The sequence below is a fragment of the Thiohalomonas denitrificans genome, assembly GCF_900102855.1.
Taxonomy (GTDB): Bacteria; Pseudomonadota; Gammaproteobacteria; order Thiohalomonadales; family Thiohalomonadaceae; genus Thiohalomonas; species Thiohalomonas denitrificans.
Genome location: NZ_FMWD01000001.1, coordinates 76766 through 96530 on the forward strand (window position 1 = coordinate 76766; position 19765 = coordinate 96530).

Below are 19765 nucleotides of genomic sequence, written 5' to 3' on the forward strand. Positions count from 1 at the left end.
TTCCCCGTGTTCCCCGTGTTCCCCGTGTTCCCCGTGTTCCCCGTGCGCCCCGTGCGCCCCGTGGTCAACCGCGATTCTCCAACTTTCCCGCAGACACAAAAAAAGCCCGCAAGCGGGCTTTTTTGACAGGGAGCAAACTGACCTAACAGGCTAGATTGGGGTAATTCCCTGATTGAAATGGTCGGAGCGGGGAGATTCGAACTCCCGACCCCCACAACCCCATTGTGGTGCGCTACCAGGCTGCGCTACGCTCCGAAAACCGGTTTTCCCATCGGGAAGCGCGGTATCATACACAACTCCAGAACAAACCGAAACAGTGCATCGGTCAGTGTTTCAGGATATCCAGTACCCCTTCAAGCTCCACGCGGATCTGGCGAATGATTTGTTGACTCTGCTGCGAATCGGCCTTGGCCGGCTCACTATCGAGTTGCTGCCGCGCCCCGCCTATCGTGAATCCCTGTTCATAGAGCAGGCTCCGGATCTGGCGGATCATCATGACATCCTGCCGCTGGTAGTAACGGCGATTGCCACGCCGCTTCACCGGCTTTAGCTGCGGGAACTCCTGCTCCCAATAGCGCAGCACGTGCGGTTTTACGGCACAGAGTTCACTGACTTCGCCGATGGCGAAGTAACGTTTCCCCGGGATGGGCGGAAGCTCGTTATTGTTGCTGGGTTCCAGCATAAGCCTCTACCCGCTGCTTGAGTTTCTGACCCGGACGGAAGGTCACCACCCGCCGGGCTGTGATGGGGATCTCTTCGCCGGTTTTGGGGTTTCGACCCGGCCGCTGTTTCTTGTCACGGAGATCGAAATTGCCAAAGCCTGACAGTTTGACTTGCTGTCCCTCTTCCAGTGCCCTCCGAATCTCCTCGAAGAACATTTCCACGAGCTCCTTTGCCTCGCGTTTATTGAGGCCCAGCTCTTCGAATAATTGTTCCGCAATCGCTGCCTTGGTAAGCGCCATATCACTCTCTCAATGAAGCGCCCAGCTGGTTGCCAAGCGTCGTCACTATTCCGTCAATAACGGCGTCGACTTCTTCATCGGTTAGAGTGCGTGATCGCGACTGCAAGGTCAAGCGCAAAGCGAGACTTTTTCTACTGGAATCAATATGTTCGCCTTCATACACATCGAAAAACTTTAACTCGCGCAGGATCTCGGGAGCGGCTGCGCGGGCGCACTCCACCACCTTTGCAGCCGGCATGTCCCGCTCCACAACCACGGCGATATCACGGCGGATAGCCGGAAAACGCGACAATTCGTGGAATTGAGGCAGCCGTCCTTTGGTAACGGCATCAAGCCGTACCTCAAAGACAAAGGCCCGTGCCGACAGGTCGAGGCTGGTTTCAACAGAGGGATGCAGCGCACCGATCCAGCCAATCGGCTCACCGTCGAGCCGGATGAGGGCCGACTGACCCGGATGCAGTGCCGGATGTTCAGCCGCTTCGAAAACCACATCTGCTGCGCGACCAGCCATCTGCAAGAGCTCCTCGACATCGCCTTTGATATCGAAGAAATCCACCGCACGATTTACAGTGCCCCACTGCTCAGGGAAGACGCTGCCGGCGACGATCCCGGCAAGCATGGGCTCCTGGCAGGTCTCTTCCTCCGACCGTCGGAACCGCAGTCCGGTCTCAAACAGACGAACACGCCCTTGCTGGCGATTCAGGTTGCGGACCAGGGCCGGGACCAGTCCTGACCAGAGCGTGGTGCGCATGACGGACAGATCTGCGGAAATGGGGTTGGCCAGCGGTATACCCTCGGCCTCCGGGTCCAGTGCCTGCTGAACACGGGGCTCGACAAAACTGTAGGTAATCGCTTCCTGATAACCACGATCCACCAGCAGACGACGCAGATGCGTAAGCGGCACTTCAGCTTCAGGCTCGGTGCGCATGACCAGTGGCGCGTTCGGTACGCAACCCGCCAAGTTATTGTAGCCGACCACCCGCGCCACCTCTTCGATCAAATCCTCCTCGATACCGATGTCGAAGCGGAAGCTGGGGGGCGTGACCATCCAGCCGTCGTCTATCGAGGTCGCTTCCATCGCCAGACGCTCGAGCACGTCCTGGACCTGCTCGACCGGGATTTCGCTACCAAGTACCCGGGTTATCCGCTGGTGACGTAGCGCAACCGGCGTCCGCGCCGGCAGATACTCCTCGGAGACCACCTCAACGATAGGCCCCGGTTTACCGCCGGTAATCCCGAGCAGCAACTCTGTGGCGCGCTCTATCGCACGCTGCTGCAAATACGCGTCCACCCCGCGCTCGAATCGGTGAGACGAATCGGTGTGCAGACCGTATCCCCGCGCCCGTCCGGCGATCCGGGTGGGTTCGAAGAAGGCACTCTCCAGGAAGATATCCCGGGTCTGCTCCGAAACACCCGAAGCCTCTCCGCCCATGATGCCGGCCAGTGCCAGCGGCCCGCTACGGTCGGCAATGACCAGATCGACGCTGTCCAGTGTGATCTGTTCGCCCGTCAGCAACGCGAGGGTCTCCCCCTCCTTTGCCTTGCGCACCCAAATCCCGTCCTGGAGCCGATTCAGGTCGAAACCGTGCATCGGCTGGCCCAGTTCCAGCAACACGTAGTTGGTAACATCCACCACCGGCCCGAGCGACCGGATACCGCTGCGGCGCAATCGCTCACGCATCCAGACCGGGGTTTCAGTAGCGGCGTTGATCCCGCGGATGACCCTTCCCACATAGCGGGGGCAATCCACCGGCGCATCGACTTCAACCGGGAAGGCATCTTCGATGACCGAGCCGACACCTTCGGTGCGAGTCTCGTTGACGTCCAGCTGATTGAGGGCTCCCACCTCCCGAGCAATGCCGATAATGCTCAGGCAATCGGCGCGATTGGGGGTCAGACCCAGCTCGATGCAGACATCATCCAGGTCGAGATATTCACGGAAGTTGGTGCCGACGGGTGCGTCGGCCGGCAGCTCCATCAACCCTTCAGCGGCCTCGGCCAACCCCAGCTCTTTGGCGGAGCAGAGCATCCCCCGGGAGGGGACTCCACGGAGCTTGGCCTTTTTGATCTTGAAGTCGCCGGGCAGGCGCGCGCCGACCACGGCAGTCGGGGCGTGCATGCCCTTGTAGACGTTGGAGGCGCCACAGACGATGTCCAGAGGCTCACCCTCGCCCACGTCCACTTTACACACCCGTAGCTTGTCGGCGTCGGGATGCGTCTCCACTTCGATGACATGCCCCACCACTACGCCCTCGAATGCCGGCGCGACCGGGTCGATCGCATCCACCTCCAGGCCTGCCATCGTCAACTGGTCGGCCAGTTCCCGGGTCGATACCCGGGGGTCAACCCACTCCCGCAACCACTTCTCGCTGAATCGCATAGGTTCGAATCTTGTATCGTTTAATCAGGGGTCCGGGTTTACCGGAACTGTTCCAGAAAGCGCAGGTCGTTCTCGAAGAAGAGCCGCAGATCATTGACGCCGTAGCGCAACATGGCCAGGCGCTCGACCCCCATGCCGAAGGCGAAACCGGTATAACGCTCACTGTCGATGCCTGCGTGGCGAAATACTTCGGGGTGCACCATGCCGCAGCCGAGCACTTCCAGCCAGCCGGTGTGGCCACAAACCCGGCATCCCGAACCGCCGCACTCGACGCACTGCACATCGACTTCCGCAGAGGGCTCGGTGAAGGGAAAATAGGAGGGACGAAAGCGCACCGAGAGTTCCTGCTCGAAGAAGTGGCGCAGGAATTCATCGATAATCCCCTTCAGATCGGCAAAGGTGGCGTATTCGTCCACCATGAGCCCTTCGATCTGGTGAAACATGGGCGTGTGGGTCAGGTCCGAATCACAGCGATAGACCCGCCCGGGCGCAATCACCCGCAAAGGCGGCTGGCGCCCCTCCATCACCCGAATCTGCACCGGTGAGGTGTGGGTACGCAGCACCGTGTGCTCATCGAAATAGAAGGTGTCATGCATGGCCCGTGCCGGATGGGATTCCGGGATATTGAGGGCCTCGAAATTGTGATAGTCGTCCTCAATCTCCGGACCCTCGGCCACTTCGAATCCGAGTTGCCCGAACAACGCCTCGATTCGCTCCAGCGTCCGGGTCACCGGATGCAGACCTCCCGTGGCCTGACCCCGACCAGGCAGGGTCACGTCAACGGATTCGGCGCCCAGGCGCGCCTGCATTTCAGCCGCCTGCAGGGTCTCCTTGCGCGCCTGAATCGCCTGCTGAACGGTTTGCTTGGCCCTGTTGATGGCCTGACCGGCCGCAGGCCGCTCTTCCGGTGAGAGTTTGCCGAGCTGCTTCATCTGTTCCGTCAGCAGCCCCTTCTTGCCCAGGAAGCGGACCCGCACCTCGTCGATGGCTGCGAGATCCCCTGCGGCTTCAATAGCACTTTCGGCTTCGGTTACCAGCTTGTCGAGATCGGTTTGCACGTTCTTACCCTGGTGTTAAATGACGCGGACATAACCGGCACCCAAACAGAAAAGGGGAAGGCACGGCAGCCTTCCCCTTTTCTCGATCCGGTGCGGGACCGTCCCGGCAAAGATGCGGTTTACGCTGCCAGCGCCGCCTTCGCCTTCTCCGCCAAGGCGCCAAAAGCAGCCTTGTCGAAAACTGCGATATCGGCGAGCACCTTGCGATCGACTTCCACGTTGGCTTTCTTCAGGCCGTTGATGAAGCGACTGTAGGAGAGTCCGCACTCGCGCGAAGCCGCATTGATACGCACGATCCACAGGTTGCGGAACTGGCGTTTACGCTGGCGGCGATCGCGATAAGCGTACTGACCGGCCTTGATGACCGCCTGTTTGGCAACACGGAAAACGTTCTTGCGACGACCGTAGTAACCCTTCGCCTGGGCAAGAATCTTTTTGTGCTTGGCGCGTGCGTTAACGCCACGTTTAACTCTGGGCATTGCTCGTCATCTCCCCTTTAGCTGTACGGAAGCATTTTCGCCACGAGACGAACATCCGCCTCATGAACCGTGCTGGGTGAACGCAGTTGGCGTTTCCGCTTCGTGCTCTTCTTGGTGAGGATATGACGGCGGTGCGACTGGTTACGCTTGAACCCGCCCGAGGCGGTGCGCTTGAAGCGCTTGGCCGCGCCGCGGTTGGTCTTGATTTTCGGCATGTCTTTTCCTAACTCCGCATTTTCATTCTAGTACGCGTACGTTTTCGACCGGACACCTTGCAGCGGACGGTAGCACGCAGTGGATAGGCAACGGCTGCCTATTGCTTCTTCTTGGGGACGATAATCATGATCATTTGCCGCCCCTCCATCTTCGGGAACTGCTCGACGACCCCGAGACCCTCGAGATCCGCTTCAACCCGTTTCAGGAGTTTGCGACCCAGATCCTGATGGGCCATTTCACGACCACGGAACCGTAGCGTGACCTTGACCCTGTCCCCTGCTTCAAGGAAACGCACCAGGTTGCGCAGTTTTACCTGGTAGTCTCCAATGTCCGTTCCCGGACGGAATTTCACTTCCTTTAACTGGACCTGCTTCTGCTTCTTTTTGGCCGCCTGTTTCTTCTTGTTCTCTTCGAAGATGAATTTGCCGTGATCCATGATACGGCAAACCGGCGGTTTAGCCTCGGGGGCCACTTCCACCAAATCCATGTCCACTTCGGCGGCGGCGCTTAACGCCTCCTCGATGGGCACAACTCCGACCTGATTGGAATCCTGATCTATGAGGCGGACTTCAGGTACTCTGATCTGATCGTTCAGACGCACCTGTTTATCTTTGGCAGCGATCCTTTAACCCTCCAAAACATTACGACCGCGGCTTGCGATCTCGGCGGCCAGACCTTCGGCAAAGTCGTCAACCGACATGGAGCCCAGGTCCTTACCACCACGCGTGCGCACGGCCACAGTTCTATTTTCGACTTCTCGATCCCCGATCACGAGCAAATAGGGGACCCGTTGCAGCGTGTGCTCCCGAATTTTAAAGCCGATTTTCTCGTTTCTCAAGTCGGTTTTCACCCGAAGGCCACTATTTTCAAGAACTTTGGCAATTTCGGCGACAAAATCGGCCTGTTTATCGGTAATATTGGCCGCCACCACCTGCACGGGAGCGAGCCAGGTGGGGAATTGACCGGCATAGTGCTCAATGAGAATGCCGATAAATCGCTCCAGAGACCCCAGGATGGCCCGGTGCAACATTACGGGCACCTGTTTATCGCCATCCTCATCGATGTAGTGTGCCCCCAGGCGGCCCGGCATGGAGAAATCGACCTGGATGGTACCGCACTGCCAGACCCGCTCCAGGCAGTCCTTGAGCGAAAACTCGATTTTTGGGCCATAGAATGCCCCCTCGCCCGGCTGCAGGTCCCATTCCAGGTTCTTGTCATTCAGGGCGCGCTCCAGGGCATGCTCCGCCTTGTCCCAGACCTCATCGGAACCGACCCGCTGCTCGGGGCGGGTCGAGAGCTTGATGATGACATCCGTGAAGCCGAAGTCTGCATAGACCTGATGCAGGAGGTCGATAAACGCCGACACCTCCTCCTGAATTTGCTTTTCGGTACAGAAGATATGGGCATCGTCCTGCGTGAAGCCGCGCACCCGCATCAGACCGTGCAGAGTACCGGAAGGCTCATTTCGATGACAGGAGCCGAACTCCGCCATGCGCAGGGGCAAATCCCGGTAGCTCTTGAGCCCCTGATTGAAGATCTGCAGATGGCAGGGACAGTTCATCGGTTTGATAGCGAAAGTCCGCTTCTCCGATTCGGTGGTGAACATGTCCTCGCGGAACTTCTCCCAGTGCCCCGACTTTTCCCACAGGGAGCGATCGGCGAGCAACGGGGTACGCACTTCCTGATAGCTGTGCCGGCGCAGCACCTGGCGGATGTACTGCTCCACCTGCTGATAGAGTATCCAGCCACGGTCATGCCAGAACACCATGCCCGGGGCCTCTTCCTGGGTGTGGAAGAGCTCCTGCTGGCGGCCGATCTTGCGATGATCGCGCTTCTCCGCCTCTTCCAGACGGTGCAGGTACTGCTTCAACTCCTTTTTATTGCGCCACGCCGTCCCGTAGATGCGCTGCAGCATCTCGTTACTGGAGTCGCCGCGCCAGTAAGCACCGGCCAGCTTCATCAGCTTGAAGGCCTTCAGTTTGCCGGTAGAGGGCACATGCGGACCACGACACAGGTCGACGAAGTCACCCTGCCGGTAGAGCGAGATGTCTTCGCCTTTGGGGATCTCTTCAATGATTTCGGCCTTGTACTGCTCTCCGACGCTGCGGAAAAACTCCACGGCCTCATCCCTCGGCATCACGTCGCGCTGGACGGGGAGGTCCTCCTGAGCCAGCTCCGACATCCGCTTCTCGATGGCCTGCAGGTCTTCCGGCGTGAAGCTCTTCTCCCGGGCGAAATCATAATAGAAGCCGTCCTCGACCACCGGACCGATGGTCACCTGGGTTTCGGGGAAGAGCTCCTTGACGGCCTGGGCCAGGAGGTGTGCGGTGGAGTGCCGGATAACATCCAGCCCTGCCTCATCCTTTTCGGTGACGATCGCCAGTTCGGCATCATGATCGATCGTAAAATCCGTATCCACCAACCGACCATCCACCTTGCCCGCCAACGCCGCCTTGGCAAGGCCGGGGCCTATGCCGGCGGCAACATCATGGACCGAGACGGGGTGGTCGAATTCGCGCTGTGAGCCGTCGGGGAGGGTAATCGTGGGCATGGAATCTTCCTGTCAGTTTCAGTGGTGGTCCATACGAGAGACCACGTGAGGGCGAAATAAAAAGCACCGGGCCTGAGCACAGTGCTTTTTTAGCCGATTCGGAGGCTCGCGGCTTTTCCGCCTGAAGCCTTCCCGGCGGATATTCGGCCGACGAGTTTATCGTCCCGGCTGATTGACTGTCAAAGCGGAAGGAGGAAACGGGTACAACTTTGATGCCAGTCGTTGATCAGGTGGTCGGCCGCACGACGGCAGGGGGGCAGGCAGAGCAGCATCCATGTCGCAGTTACCGATGGACCCGGGCCGATCAATGTCCCAGTCCAAGTTCGAGGGATTCCCAGACCGTGCGCAGATCCGTCCGCGCCCTATCGGCCTGCAGACCGATCGGCGTAGAGAGTGCCACGACACCGACGTAGGGCGAGCCATTCAGCAGCGCCCCCGCTTCGAGCAGCTTGGCTTTGACACGGCTTCCCGAGCAACCGCCAGGAACACAGTACCCGTACCAGACCATCCGCTGCAGACCGGATTTTCGGATAATCAGCTCCTGTAGCGGAATGTCCGGCCCGACCGGGTGTTCGGCAACGGGGTGCCAGGAGTCGCTGAACATCTGCTGCGACGCACTGGTGTAATCACCACCACTACCCACCAGAAAGGCCGCCGCATAGACTTCGACGGCGCTGCCTTCAATCGCCAGCCGAAGCTCGATGTCCTCGGCGACGCCGGTCAGGGCCGGACTCCAGTTCACGTCCGGCGCGCTGTTCAGTTCCTCATAGGAAGTGGAGAGAGTCAGCTCGCCACCGGTGCCACGGTCGGCGACCGGATAGGGGATTACGGATGCAGCGGCCATCGCGATGGCGGCCAGCCCGATGATCCGATACCCGGTTCCCCCATCGCCCCCTGCCTGCTCGATCCCGAACTCCGGCTCCCAGGCTTCGCCCCAGCGCCGACCAGCCGCAAACAGCAGGAACATCGCGAAAAAATAGATGAACCAGCCCCAGCTGTAATGGTCCTGTACGATTTGCGCCTCGATGCCGAACCACTGCCCGAGCCCCACCACGCCAGCGGCCCGAAACGCATTGGCCAGCACCGCGACCACCAGGGCGGCCACCATAAAGAGCACCCGTCGCCGAAGGCTGGTGTAGGTGAAGTAGGCATAAAGAAGGGCCAGCGGAAAGGTCGCCTTGAGGAAACGCCAGCCGGCACAGGTCTCGGCGACTTTGAAATCGCCGGCCGGGGTAGACAGCATATAGCCCTCCCAGACCACCGGTACGCCGATTGCATGCAGCAGGAAGACCGAAATACCGGCGGTAATGTCCTGCAGCCAGGTCACGGGAGGCTCATGCAGCGGCAGCGCCAGGAACAGGAACGCGAGGGGAAATGCCAGCGCCTTGACAAAACTCGTGCCGTACAGCGTCCACACACCCGCGACAACCGTAAGAAACAGCAGGTAGTTCTCGGCAGTTTCAAGGGCCAACAGGTGGGCCAGCTTCCAGGCCAGCCCGAGTGCAAGCAGAACCACCGTCAGCAGGGGCACCGGTTTGATGGCGACCCGGGCCAAGCGTTGCCGATCCCGCCACACAAGACCCGCCGCGATCAGTGTGATGAGAAACCCCTGGCTATAGTGCCCCTGCCACTGCGCGACCAGTGACGCCAGCGAAGAGAAGTGCAGTGCAGCAATCAACGCAAGCAGGACCACTCCAGGAATGGCCCGATGGCTGGAATTCAACACTCTGCGGCTAGTGTACTGTTGCATGCTTGGCGGTGCTTTCAGCGAGCCGCTGGCCGGCCAGATGCAAGGCGCGTTTCGCAGGGAATGGTGTGCCCTTTGAAGTGCAGGGACGCACAAATGCCGCGGGCGCATGGATGCGCAAGAGCGGCCCAAGAAACGCAACGCCGCAGATGGCCGGCCAGCGGCTCGCCCGGAGGGAGCCCCCCAAAAACGCCATGACGGCGTTGCAGCGCTTGACAAGGGAATAACCATTGCCTGCGCGCTGCGCCTTGTCCTGACGTTTTTGGGTGACTCTGAAAGTATCGCCAAGCATGCAACAGTACACTAGTCTCAATAGCCGCCTCGGCGTTCATAACCCGGCCCTGAGCGCTTCGGCTTCCTTGCGGGACGGGAAGGGTTTTCCCGACGACAGCAGTTCACCCAGAATCACCCTCGCCTTCTCCGGCTTCCCCGCCTCGATATAGGCCAGGCTGGCGGAATATCCGATCTCGGGATTCTCCGGCCGGGCACTCCAGGCCTTTTCCAATAGCGGGAGCGCCCTTTCGATATGGCCCGCCGCCATCCATATCCGACCGAGGGTATCGGCCACTTCCGGGCTATCAGGCGCCAGCTTGAGGGCCTTTTCCGCCAGCGCCTGCGCCCGCTGGTCGCCGCTTTGATGATAGAGCCAGGCGAGGTTGTTGAGGACCAGCGGCTGGTCCGGATGGCGGGCGCGGACCTGTTCATATTCGTCGATGCTACGCTCCACCCATCCAGCAGCCTGGTAAACCTGAGCGAGCAATGTACGCACGCGGTCATCCTTCGGATGCTGCTGCAGATGACGCTCGAGGGTTCGGGAGGCCGACTCATCGCCTGCGGCTTGTTGAACCTGATACCGCTTCACGGCAATCTCACCCGTCGGGTTTTTGGCATAGGCCTCGTCATACACGGCAAGCGCAGAGTCGAGCTTGCCCTGCTGTCTGAGGACATCTCCGAGCAGGACCCGTAACCCAACGTCCTCTGAACGCTCCCGCAGAAGCACCCGCAGATGCTCCTCCACATCCGTATGGCGTCCCTCTTGCAGATACGCCGAGACAAGTCCCCTCCTCGCCTGGAGATGGTCGGGGGTATCCAGCAGGAGGCGCTCCCATGCCAAAATCGCAGCATCGGTATCCTCCCGGGCAAACAGCGCCTTGCCGAGCAGAAAGACCAGACGATCCGACCCTGGATTCTCTTCGAGTGCAGCCTCGAGAAGTTCCTGGGCCTTTTTGAAATCAGCCCGTTCCAGAGCCAGTTCGGCCACTACTGCAGTCGCACCGGCGTGTTCCGGGGTGAACGACTCCAGTTCTGCGGCAACGGCGGCCGCGGCGTCCGTTTCTCCCGCTTTCCTATACGCCAGTGCCAGCAGAAGCCTGGGTGCGATCGCTTCAGCGTCGACGGGCAGGGGCTCGAGCAGCTCGATAATCCCCTCCACTTCACCGACCCGCTCCCTGACCCGCGCCAGCTGCAACCTCACGTGCAGGTTGTCGGGATCAATTTGATAAGCCTGTTCCAGGTACTGCCCGGCGACAGAGGTGTAGCCCTGCTCAAGGTGAGCCTCCCCCATGATCAACAGACCCGGCACAAAGTCGGGCTGCGATTGGTAGACCTGACTGGCGTGCTTTATTGCGCTTTCGTAGTCCCCGGCAGCCTTTGCGATGACGGCACGGAAGAACGAGCTCTGGACGGTCTGCGGGAAACGCTCTGCGAGGCGATCCACCTCGGTGCTGGCTGCCTCGATGTCGCCTTCGGCGAGCATCGCCTGGATCAGGCCGGTCGCTGCACGCTCCTCATATTCGGTCGTCAAAATGGAGGAGAATGCCTGTCTGGCCATTTTCGGGTGATCTTCCGCCAACGCCAGATCTCCGGCAAGGAGCTGGACTCTCCTGTCTTCGGGCGCCTTCCCGGCGGCCTTTCTCAAGTAGTCTTGAGCGCCCTCCAGGTCGTTCCTGGAAAGGTGCATTCGACCCAGTGCAAGCCAGGCCTCCACGGCCAGCTGCTCGAAGCCGGCAGCAGCGCTGTAGCTACTCGTCGCGGACTCCCACAATTGCAACCGGGCCTGGGCATGACCCAGCAACAGTAACGCTTCACCCTGGTCGGTCCTCTCCAGTTCAGCCGCCGTCGGAAGGAATTCGACAACCGCATCCGGCTGGCCGACGGCGAGCAGTGCACGCGCACGGGTCATGCGCGCTGTTTCCGGGGAGAAGCCCAACCCCACCGCCGTGGTGACGGCCTCCAGTGCCGAGCCGGGTTTTCCTGTGGCTAAATAGGATTTCGCCAGAAGATAGTGGGCATCTGCCCGTCGGGGCGCCTGCTCCAGAAGTGCTTGCAACCGAACCCGGGCCTCCCGGTAATTCGCATCGGCGTAGGCCTGCTGCGCTTGCGCAAACAACTTTTCGGGATCGGCAAACCAACTGCATGCCGACAGGACGAAAACGAGCGAGGCCACACCCCCCAAGCGAACGATATCCATGTCCTGATCTTCTCCCTGAACTGCAAATGGACGCCGGTACACGATATGGCCCTTGACCAGCTATCCAAAATCTAGACGCCAGTAAGACCTTCTTCCAGCGATGTTCCACGTATTAGAAGTCAGTATCGGTCTTGTATCGAGTCGCAGGGGATTGTACCTGCACCACCACAGTGGCCGGAACGGCTTCTGTTCAAGGCGCTGTGCGCCATGGCGGACGCACAAACGAAAAAAGCCCGGCCAATGGCCGGGCTCCTCCGATCGCTGACTCGACAGCGTTGTTTGGTAGGCGCGAGTGGACTCGAACCACCGACCCCCACCATGTCAAGGTGGTGCTCTAACCAGCTGAGCTACGCGCCTGTCGAGAGCGCGATAAGATACCTATGGCAAGTGGATAATGCAAGAGGCTGGCGGCCTTTTTAAAGAGGCGGTTTGGTGAATATCCGTTCTAGTCGGATGTAACCAGCAGCTTGTCGCGATTGCTTTCAAGCAACACAGGACCGATGCCTTTTATCTCCCGCAGGTCCTCCACACTCTTGAAGGGTCCATGCTGCTCCCGGTACGCCACGATGGCTTCCGCCCGCGCCGGACCGACGCCGTTGATGGCCTCGGCCAGCACCTCCGGACCGGCAGTATTGATGTTGACCGGCTGGGCCGAGACGGCAGCCGAAAACAGAATCGAGATGGCTACTATTATGAAACTGAAATTTCTCATCGGTGACTCCTTGTCATAATTGCTGGGCCGCCATACCCCTTGCACTACCTAGACATCCCTTTCGTGGAACATCCCTGACGTCCATTAACCTACCCCGAACCGCCTAACAAAGTCTGTAGGGTATTTTCGGTAAATTTTGTAGGGTTATTCCCACAACCTCCACAAGGGCTCCAATTATGGAGCTTTCACATGCTACATTGGTTATTGAATTAGTCTTGCGAAACAGAAAAGCCAAAAAGCGATGAAAAAAATTACCAAAGCGGTTTTTCCGGTAGCGGGCCTGGGGACTCGATTTTTACCTGCCACCAAGGCCAACCCGAAAGAGATGCTGCCCGTAGTGGACAAACCGCTCATCCAGTATGCCGTAGAGGAAGCAGTGGCTGCCGGAATGACCGAGATGATCTTCGTAACCGGCCGCAACAAACGTTCCATTCCGGATCATTTCGACAAGGCCTACGAACTCGAACACGAGCTCGAGTTTCGGGGCAAGAGCAAGCTGCTGGAAATCGTCCGCGGCATCGTCCCGGACAACGTCACCTGTATCTACATCCGACAGAATGAAGCCCTTGGGCTGGGACATGCCGTGCTGAAGGCTCGCGCTGCCGTCGGCGATCAACCCTTCGCCGTTATCCTCGCTGATGACTTGATCGAGGATGGCTCGACAGGATGTCTCGCTCAGATGAGCAAGCAGTTCGAGTATTACAACTGCAGTCTCATCGGCGTCGAAGATATCGACCCCGAACAAAGCGACCAATACGGCATCGTCAAGTCCATGCCAATGGAGGGTGCCATTTCAAAAGTCGAAGGCATCATCGAGAAGCCGAAACCCGAAGTCGCCCCATCCACACTCGGTGTAGTCGGCCGCTATATCCTGACACCGCGCATTTTTGATTTTCTCGAACAGACGGGAACCGGTTCGGGCGACGAGATTCAATTGACTGATGCCATCGCCGATCTCATCGAAGATGAGCAGGTCCTGGCCTATCGATTCGAAGGCAAGCGCTACGACTGCGGCAGCAAGCTGGGATATCTCCAGGCTACCGTGGAATATGCTCTTCGCCACCCGGAACTGCGAGACGACTTCCGGGAATATCTGAGAACCTTTTGCTTGCCGGAAGAATAGCCTTGCCGATTCTTCGCCATAGCAGGCAGGTATTTTGATAAATATCCGTCCACCCACACGCCCGCCTGCCAGACCTCTCCGGCGGGCACAGCCACCCTATTTCCGGATCTTGGGGGATTCGGTTACGGCGATCCCCCACCCGACCGCCGGTCTGCTACAGGTAATCGCATGACGAAACGAAGCCTGCGGCACCTGTAACTGTGTGTTGGAGCCCCGGACAAAAAAAAACCCGATCCTGAAGGAATCGGGCTTTTTCAATTTGGCTCCCCGGGACGGGCTCGACCATTTCGTTGGGAACGAAATGGGCCGCACGCCGTGCGCCCGAAGGGGCCGCGCCAGGGATGGCGTGGAGCCACCGCCGAGGCGGTGAGAACCGGCCCGCGTTCCGCAAGCCCAACACAAAAAAGCCCGAGACCTTGAAAGGAATCGGGCTTCCTGAAAATGGCTCCCCGGGACGGGCTCGAACCGCCGACCCAGTGATTAACAGTCACTTGCTCTACCGACTGAGCTACCGGGGACTTGCTTGAGGCCGCGTATACTACCGGCCGATCTCGATGTGGTCAAGACCCTTGAAAAAAGCGAGGCCGCGCCGGTTTCCCGGTGCGGCCCCTTGGCTTGCCGACATCCTTGTCGTGCCCACTTCCTTGTGACACTGATAACTCTAGGCCACCGGTGACCGGGAAGAAAGTTTTATTCTGTAGGAATTGTCTTAAAAGTATGTCGGTATCGGACTACTCTTCCCCAAGTAGGCGGGCAAGACGGTCGAGAGCCTCGCGCAGGTTATCGAGACTGGTGGCGAACGAAAGTCGCATATAGCCGGGCTTGCCAAAGGCAGAGCCCGGAACCAGGGCGACTTCCGCTTCGTTCAGCAAATATTCGGCGAATTGCACATCGTTTTCGGTGCCGGTGGCATCGATCGCCGAGCTCATGTCCGGAAAGCTGTAAAATGCCCCCTGCGAAGCGAGACAATGCACACCCTTGATTCGATTCAGACGCTGAACGACGAAGTCGTGGCGCTCCTTGAAAGCCTTCAGCATTTCCTGAATGCAGGATTGGTCACCCCTCAGCGCCGCCTCCGCCGCCGCCTGTGAAATGGAGGCCGGGTTGGAGGTACTCTGGGACTGGATCTTCTTCATCGACTGAATCAATTTCTCCGGCCCTCCCGCATAGCCGATGCGCCAGCCGGTCATCGAGTATGCCTTGGAGACACCGTTCATCACTACCGTCCGCTCATAAAGCTCCGGGCAGGCGTTGACGATGTTGCAGAATGGTTCATCGGCCCACAGGATATGTTCATACATATCATCGGAAGCAATCACGATTTTCGGGTGCTGCCTGAGTACTTCACCGAGCGCGGCCAGTTCCGCCCTGGTGTAGGCCACGCCGGTCGGATTGGAGGGGCTGTTCAGGACCACGAGCCGGGTTTGCGGGGTAATGGCGGCCTGAAGCTGCTCGGGGGTAATCTTGAATCCCTGCTCAATGCCGGCTTCAATAACCACCGGTTTGCCGTCGGCCAACAACACCATATCCGGATAGGAAACCCAATAGGGTGCTGCGATAATGGCCTCGTCACCGGAATTGAGCAGCGCCTGGGCCATGTTGTAGAAACTTTGTTTGCCGCCACTGGAGACCAGGATCTGAGCTGGCTGGTATTCGAGCGCATTGTCCCTGCGGAACTTTTCAATCACCGCGTCTTTTAGACCCGGTGTACCATCGACGGCCGTGTATTTGGTGAAGCCGTCCCGGATAGCCGCAATCGCCGCTTCCTTGATGTGTTCGGGGGTGTCAAAGTCGGGTTCACCGGCCCCGAGGCCGATAATGTCCTTCCCCTGGGCCTTGAGTTCCTTGGCGCGCGCGGTCACGGCAAGGGTGGGAGACGGCTTGACCTTTTGAACACGGTGGGACAGCTGGATATCCAAGAAATGCTCCTTGACACTTAGGCTTCGAATCAGATTACCCCCTAATATACTTGAACGCTTCGCGCACCTAAATCCCCTTATGAGCAAGTCATTTGTTTTAAAATCGGGTTACTCCCCTGCCGGAGACCAGCAAGAGGCGATTCACCGCCTCATCGACGGCCTCGAGGCCGGAGAGGCCGGGCTGACCCTGCTGGGTGTGACCGGGTCGGGCAAGACCTTCACCGTCGCCAACGTGATACAGCAACTGCAGCGTCCGACGCTGATCATGGCCCACAACAAGACCCTGGCGGCCCAACTCTACGGCGAAATGAAAGAGTTTTTCCCGGAAAACGCCGTCGAGTATTTTGTCTCCTATTATGATTACTACCAGCCGGAGGCCTATGTTCCCGCCTCCGATACCTACATCGAGAAGGACGCCTCCATCAATGACCACATCGAACAGATGCGGTTATCCGCCACCAAGGCCCTGCTCGAACGGCCCGACACCATCCTGGTCGCAACCGTCTCCGCCATTTACGGGCTCGGTGATCCCCAGTCCTATCTGGGGATGGTGCTGCACCTGTCACGCGGCGAGACGGTCGACCAGCGTCAGATCCTGCGCAGACTGGCGGAGCTGCAATACACCCGCAATGACACCGAATTGCAGCGGGGCAACTACCGGGTGCGAGGCGAAGTCATCGACATCTTCCCGGCCGAATCCGAACGCGAGGCCGTCCGGGTTGAGCTGTTTGACGACGAAATCGAGTCCCTGGCCTATTTCGACCCCCTCACCGGCGAGGTTCTCTCCCGGGTACCGCGACTGACGGTCTATCCCAAGACCCACTACGTGACACCACGCCAGACGATCCTGGAGGCGATCGATCAGATCAAGGAGGAGCTCAAGACGCGCCTCAACGAACTCTACGAGGCCAACAAGCTGGTCGAGGCGCAGCGCCTGGAGCAGCGGACCCGCTTTGATATCGAGATGATGATCGAGTTGGGCTACTGTTCGGGAATCGAGAACTACTCGCGCTATCTCTCCGGGCGAGCGCCGGGTGAGCCGCCGCCGACACTGTTCGACTATCTGCCGGACGACGCACTGCTGGTGGTCGACGAGAGCCACGTCACGGTTTCGCAGATCGGCGCCATGTACCGGGGGGATCGCTCGCGAAAGGAGAACCTGGTCACCTACGGTTTCCGCCTCCCCTCGGCGCTGGATAACCGCCCCCTGAAGTTCGAGGAGTTCGAGCAAAAGGCGCCGCAGACCATCTTCGTCTCCGCGACGCCCGGAAAATACGAAGCGGCGCACTCCGGCGAGGTAGTAGAGCAGGTGGTGCGCCCCACCGGTCTGGTGGACCCGGAACTGGAGGTCCGCCCCGCCACCACCCAGGTGGACGACCTGCTTTCGGAAATCCGCAAACGAACCGCCAACAAGGAGCGGATCCTGGTCACTACCCTCACCAAGAAAATGGCCGAGGACCTGACGGACTACCTGGAGGAGCATGGTGCCAGGGTCCGCTACATGCACTCCGATATCGATACCGTGGAACGGATGGAGATCATCCGTGACCTGCGCCTGGGCGAATTCGACGTGCTGGTGGGCATCAACCTGCTACGCGAAGGTCTGGATATGCCCGAGGTCTCCCTGGTGGCCATTCTGGATGCCGATAAAGAGGGCTTTCTGCGTTCCGAGACGGCACTCATCCAGACAATCGGGCGTGCGGCCCGTAATGTGCATGGCAAGGCTATTCTCTACGCCGACAGGATTACCGGTTCCATGCGCCGCGCGATTGACGAGACGGACCGTCGCCGGGAGAAGCAAGTGGCCTACAACGAGGCCCACGGGATTACGCCGAAGGGCATCCAGAAGGCCGTGCGCGATATCCTCGAAACGGGTTATCCGGGAGCACCCGGCACGGCGAAGCGCTACGCCAAAGTCGCCGAAGAGGTCATCAAGTACGCCAGCCTGAGCCCGGCCGAATTCCGGCAAACGCTCAAGGAGCTGGAAGAGAAAATGTACCAGCATGCCCGCAACCTGGAGTTCGAGGAGGCAGCGAAGGTGCGCGATGAGATACACAAGTTAAAGGAGCAGAACATGGGTCTGGGCGAGCCCGCGCCGGATTAAGGGGTGTTAACCGCGAAGGACGCAAAGAGCGAGCGCTAAGAAGGAATGATTCACCGCAGCTTCAAGAATCCTTTTCGGTTTTCGCTGCGAACCTCTGCGCCCTCTGCGTCTCTGCGATGCATTTTTAATTCTTTGCGCTCTTTGCGTCCTTTGCGGTTAGCTCTTAGACGCCGAGTTCCTCTTCGATCTTGCGAAGGGCTTCCAAGGGATCGGAAGCGGCTGTGATCGGCCTGCCAATCACCAGGTAGTCGCTTCCCAAACGGATGGCGTCACTCGGCGTGGTAATCCGTTTCTGATCGTCGGTCGCTGCCCAGGCCGGGCGAATCCCCGGAGTCACCCGGCGAAACTCACCGGCAATCTCCCGCCGCAGACCGGCGACCTCTTTCGGCGAGCAAACGACACCATCCAGGCCGGCACGCTGGGCCAGGCGCGCCAAGTGCAGAACATTGGCCTCCGGATCCTCGGGCAGCTGGATCTCCTTCAGGTCTTCGCTCCCCATGCTGGTGAGGATCGTCACCCCGATGAGCAGGGGGCGGCGCTGTCGCTTGTCGAGGGCCTCGCGCGCCGCTTCCATCATTCGGCGCCCACCCAGTGCATGGAGGTTGACCATCCATACCCCCAGATCGGCGGCGGCTTCACAGGCCCGCGCCACCGTGTTGGGAATATCGTGAAACTTCAAATCGAGGAAAACATCATAGCCATCGGCTGCAAGCTGCTCCACCAGCCGAGGTCCGCCCCGAACAAACAACTCCTTTCCCACCTTCAGCCGGCACCTTTCCGGGCTCAGCCGTTCCACGAGCCTGAAAGCCTGCTCCGAGTCGGGAAAGTCCAGTGCCGCGATGATTTTCGGACCATTGTCAGCCATGTTCGGGGTTATTCTCCTTCGACGCCATGGATGGGTTTGATAGTGCTCCAGTGCTTGCAACCGGGACACTGCCAGTGGAGCGTTCTGCCATTAAAGCCGCAGTGACCGCATTTGTAGACCGGCTTACCGGTGAGAATATTGTCCACGAGAGTATGTAGAATTTTGAAATCCTGCTTTTGAACTTCGCCGGAACCGGCCACTTTCAGTTCGATCAGCCGCGACATACCGCGCACCGATGGATGCTGCTCCAAGTAATCGGTCAAAAAGTCGACGGCCCGCTCTTCGCCCTCCAACTTCTGCAACTGCTCCACCAAAGCCAGAGCGATACTCGCCGAGCCGTGGCGCTGCAAGACATCCTTCAGGAAGACGGTGGCCTCCGATGGACGCTGCAATGCGCTGTAGCAAATCTGCACCGGCTCGCTCACTTCCGGCAAATAGTCGGGGTCCTGCTGCTCCACACGTTTGTACGCCTTCAGCGCCGCCTTCGGGCTACCCGCGTTCAGCAACAATCGTCCTTCAATGAGACTGGCTCGCACACAGTTCTTGTCCTCGGAAAGGGCCTTTTTAACCATCTTCTGAGCCTGTACGGAACTCCCCTTGCCCAGTTCCGCCTCGGCCAACTCACAGTAAAAGTGAGCGATGGTCGGCCGCATCTGTTTACCGGACCGACCGTCGAGCCGCCGTGCCGTATGGATGGCCCTCTCCCACTCCTTCTCCTGCTGGTAGATATCAATCAATTGCTGCAGCGAAGGGGAGCCGTAGTTCCCGTCTTCCATCAGTTCAAGGAACAGACTTTCGGCACGGTCCAGCAGTCCCGCGCGCATGTAGTCCCGCCCCAGCTCAAACAGGGCCTGGTTCCTTTGCTCTCGGGTCAGGGTTGGGCGGGCGATGAGGTTCTGGTGAATACGAATAGCCCGATCCACTTCGCCACGTCGCAGAAAAAGATTGCCGAGTGCGAAGTGTGTCTCGACGGTTTCACTGTCCACCTCCAGCATGTGGACAAAGACTTCAATCGCCTTATCCGGCTGTTCATTCAAAAGGAAATTCAGTCCCTTGAAATAGGCCGCCGAAAAACGTGTATCCCCCGCTTCAAGCTTCTTTCCACGCGAACGGCTTCCGGTCCACCAACCGGAGTAAGCCGCCACCGGCAGCAACAGAAAGAGCAGCTCCAGCATCATC

17 protein-coding genes and 3 tRNA genes are annotated in these 19765 nt (G+C 59.3%); 2 read left to right on the top strand and 18 right to left on the bottom strand.

The annotated features are described in order from the left end of the window. Window positions 1-178 precede the first annotated feature (178 nt). The 14 genes from BLP65_RS00295 to BLP65_RS00355 all read right to left on the bottom strand — a co-directional run bounded on the left by BLP65_RS00295 (window position 179) and on the right by BLP65_RS00355 (window position 12575). Window positions 179-255 (bottom strand) — tRNA-Pro (locus BLP65_RS00295). Window positions 256-325: 70 nt separating this feature from the next. Next, window positions 326-682 carry a MerR family transcriptional regulator gene (locus BLP65_RS00300; protein WP_092991465.1) on the bottom strand — a complete coding sequence of 119 codons (357 nt, stop codon included), beginning with the start codon at window positions 680-682 and terminating at the stop codon, window positions 326-328. Further along, complete coding sequence (gene ihfA, locus BLP65_RS00305) at window positions 660-962, bottom strand: integration host factor subunit alpha (protein WP_092991467.1); 303 nt, start codon at window positions 960-962, stop codon at window positions 660-662. Before ihfA ends, BLP65_RS00300 begins: the two co-directional genes overlap by 23 nt. A 1-nt stretch (window position 963) precedes the next feature. Beyond that, window positions 964-3342, bottom strand: a complete 2379-nt coding sequence (gene pheT, locus BLP65_RS00310) for a phenylalanine--tRNA ligase subunit beta (protein ID WP_092991469.1) — start codon at window positions 3340-3342, stop codon at window positions 964-966. Window positions 3343-3380: 38 nt separating this feature from the next. Then, window positions 3381-4400, bottom strand: coding sequence for a phenylalanine--tRNA ligase subunit alpha (gene pheS / locus BLP65_RS00315; protein ID WP_092991471.1), 1020 nt, complete (start codon window positions 4398-4400; stop codon window positions 3381-3383). 119 nt (window positions 4401-4519) lie between these two features. Further along, window positions 4520-4879 (bottom strand): 50S ribosomal protein L20, encoded by a 360-nt coding sequence (gene rplT, locus BLP65_RS00320; protein WP_092991473.1) that lies wholly within the window; start codon window positions 4877-4879, stop codon window positions 4520-4522. A gap of 17 nt (window positions 4880-4896) precedes the next feature. Continuing rightward, entirely contained in the window at window positions 4897-5094 is a 198-nt protein-coding gene (gene rpmI, locus BLP65_RS00325) for a 50S ribosomal protein L35 (RefSeq protein WP_092991475.1), read from the bottom strand. Window positions 5095-5192: 98 nt separating this feature from the next. Beyond that, window positions 5193-5717 carry a translation initiation factor IF-3 gene (infC, locus tag BLP65_RS00330; protein WP_217631872.1) on the bottom strand — a complete coding sequence of 175 codons (525 nt, stop codon included), beginning with the start codon at window positions 5715-5717 and terminating at the stop codon, window positions 5193-5195. A 3-nt stretch (window positions 5718-5720) separates the two neighbouring features. After that, window positions 5721-7646, bottom strand: a complete 1926-nt coding sequence (gene thrS, locus BLP65_RS00335) for a threonine--tRNA ligase (protein ID WP_092991479.1) — start codon at window positions 7644-7646, stop codon at window positions 5721-5723. A 304-nt stretch (window positions 7647-7950) separates the two neighbouring features. Next, a complete protein-coding gene (gene xrtA, locus BLP65_RS00340; RefSeq protein WP_175452384.1) occupies window positions 7951-9396 on the bottom strand; it encodes an exosortase A in 1446 nt (481 codons plus the stop codon). Next, window positions 9380-9685 (bottom strand): hypothetical protein, encoded by a 306-nt coding sequence (locus BLP65_RS16835; protein WP_175452385.1) that lies wholly within the window; start codon window positions 9683-9685, stop codon window positions 9380-9382. The genes xrtA and BLP65_RS16835 overlap by 17 nt, the downstream gene beginning before the upstream one ends. Window positions 9686-9721: 36 nt before the next feature. Next, window positions 9722-11863: a tetratricopeptide repeat protein gene (locus BLP65_RS00345; RefSeq protein WP_092991483.1), complete on the bottom strand. Its 2142-nt coding sequence runs from the start codon at window positions 11861-11863 to the stop codon at window positions 9722-9724. 280 nt (window positions 11864-12143) lie between these two features. Next, a tRNA-Val gene (locus BLP65_RS00350) sits at window positions 12144-12220 on the bottom strand. Window positions 12221-12308: 88 nt separating this feature from the next. Further along, window positions 12309-12575 carry a ComEA family DNA-binding protein gene (locus tag BLP65_RS00355; protein ID WP_092991485.1) on the bottom strand — a complete coding sequence of 89 codons (267 nt, stop codon included), beginning with the start codon at window positions 12573-12575 and terminating at the stop codon, window positions 12309-12311. A 241-nt stretch (window positions 12576-12816) separates the two neighbouring features. Between BLP65_RS00355 and galU the strand changes: the two genes are divergently transcribed. Beyond that, window positions 12817-13698, top strand: a complete 882-nt coding sequence (gene galU, locus BLP65_RS00360; RefSeq protein WP_092991487.1) for a UTP--glucose-1-phosphate uridylyltransferase GalU — start codon at window positions 12817-12819, stop codon at window positions 13696-13698. A 442-nt stretch (window positions 13699-14140) separates the two neighbouring features. Here the strand turns inward: galU and BLP65_RS00365 are convergent. Together BLP65_RS00365 and BLP65_RS00370 are read right to left on the bottom strand one after the other, a co-directional pair. Further along, window positions 14141-14216 (bottom strand) — tRNA-Asn (locus BLP65_RS00365). A 213-nt stretch (window positions 14217-14429) separates the two neighbouring features. Next, window positions 14430-15617, bottom strand: coding sequence for a pyridoxal phosphate-dependent aminotransferase (locus tag BLP65_RS00370; RefSeq protein ID WP_092991489.1), 1188 nt, complete (start codon window positions 15615-15617; stop codon window positions 14430-14432). 79 nt (window positions 15618-15696) lie between these two features. Between BLP65_RS00370 and uvrB the strand changes: the two genes are divergently transcribed. Next, window positions 15697-17721 carry an excinuclease ABC subunit UvrB gene (gene uvrB, locus BLP65_RS00375; protein WP_092991491.1) on the top strand — a complete coding sequence of 675 codons (2025 nt, stop codon included), beginning with the start codon at window positions 15697-15699 and terminating at the stop codon, window positions 17719-17721. Between the two features lie 163 nt (window positions 17722-17884). Here uvrB and pyrF read toward each other — a convergent pair whose 3' ends face one another. Then, window positions 17885-18586 (bottom strand): orotidine-5'-phosphate decarboxylase, encoded by a 702-nt coding sequence (gene pyrF / locus BLP65_RS00380; RefSeq protein WP_092991493.1) that lies wholly within the window; start codon window positions 18584-18586, stop codon window positions 17885-17887. An 8-nt stretch (window positions 18587-18594) separates the two neighbouring features. After that, on the bottom strand, window positions 18595-19764 hold the full coding sequence (gene lapB, locus BLP65_RS00385) for a lipopolysaccharide assembly protein LapB (protein WP_092991495.1): 1170 nt from the start codon (window positions 19762-19764) through the stop codon (window positions 18595-18597). Between the last annotated feature and the right edge of the window lies 1 nt (window position 19765).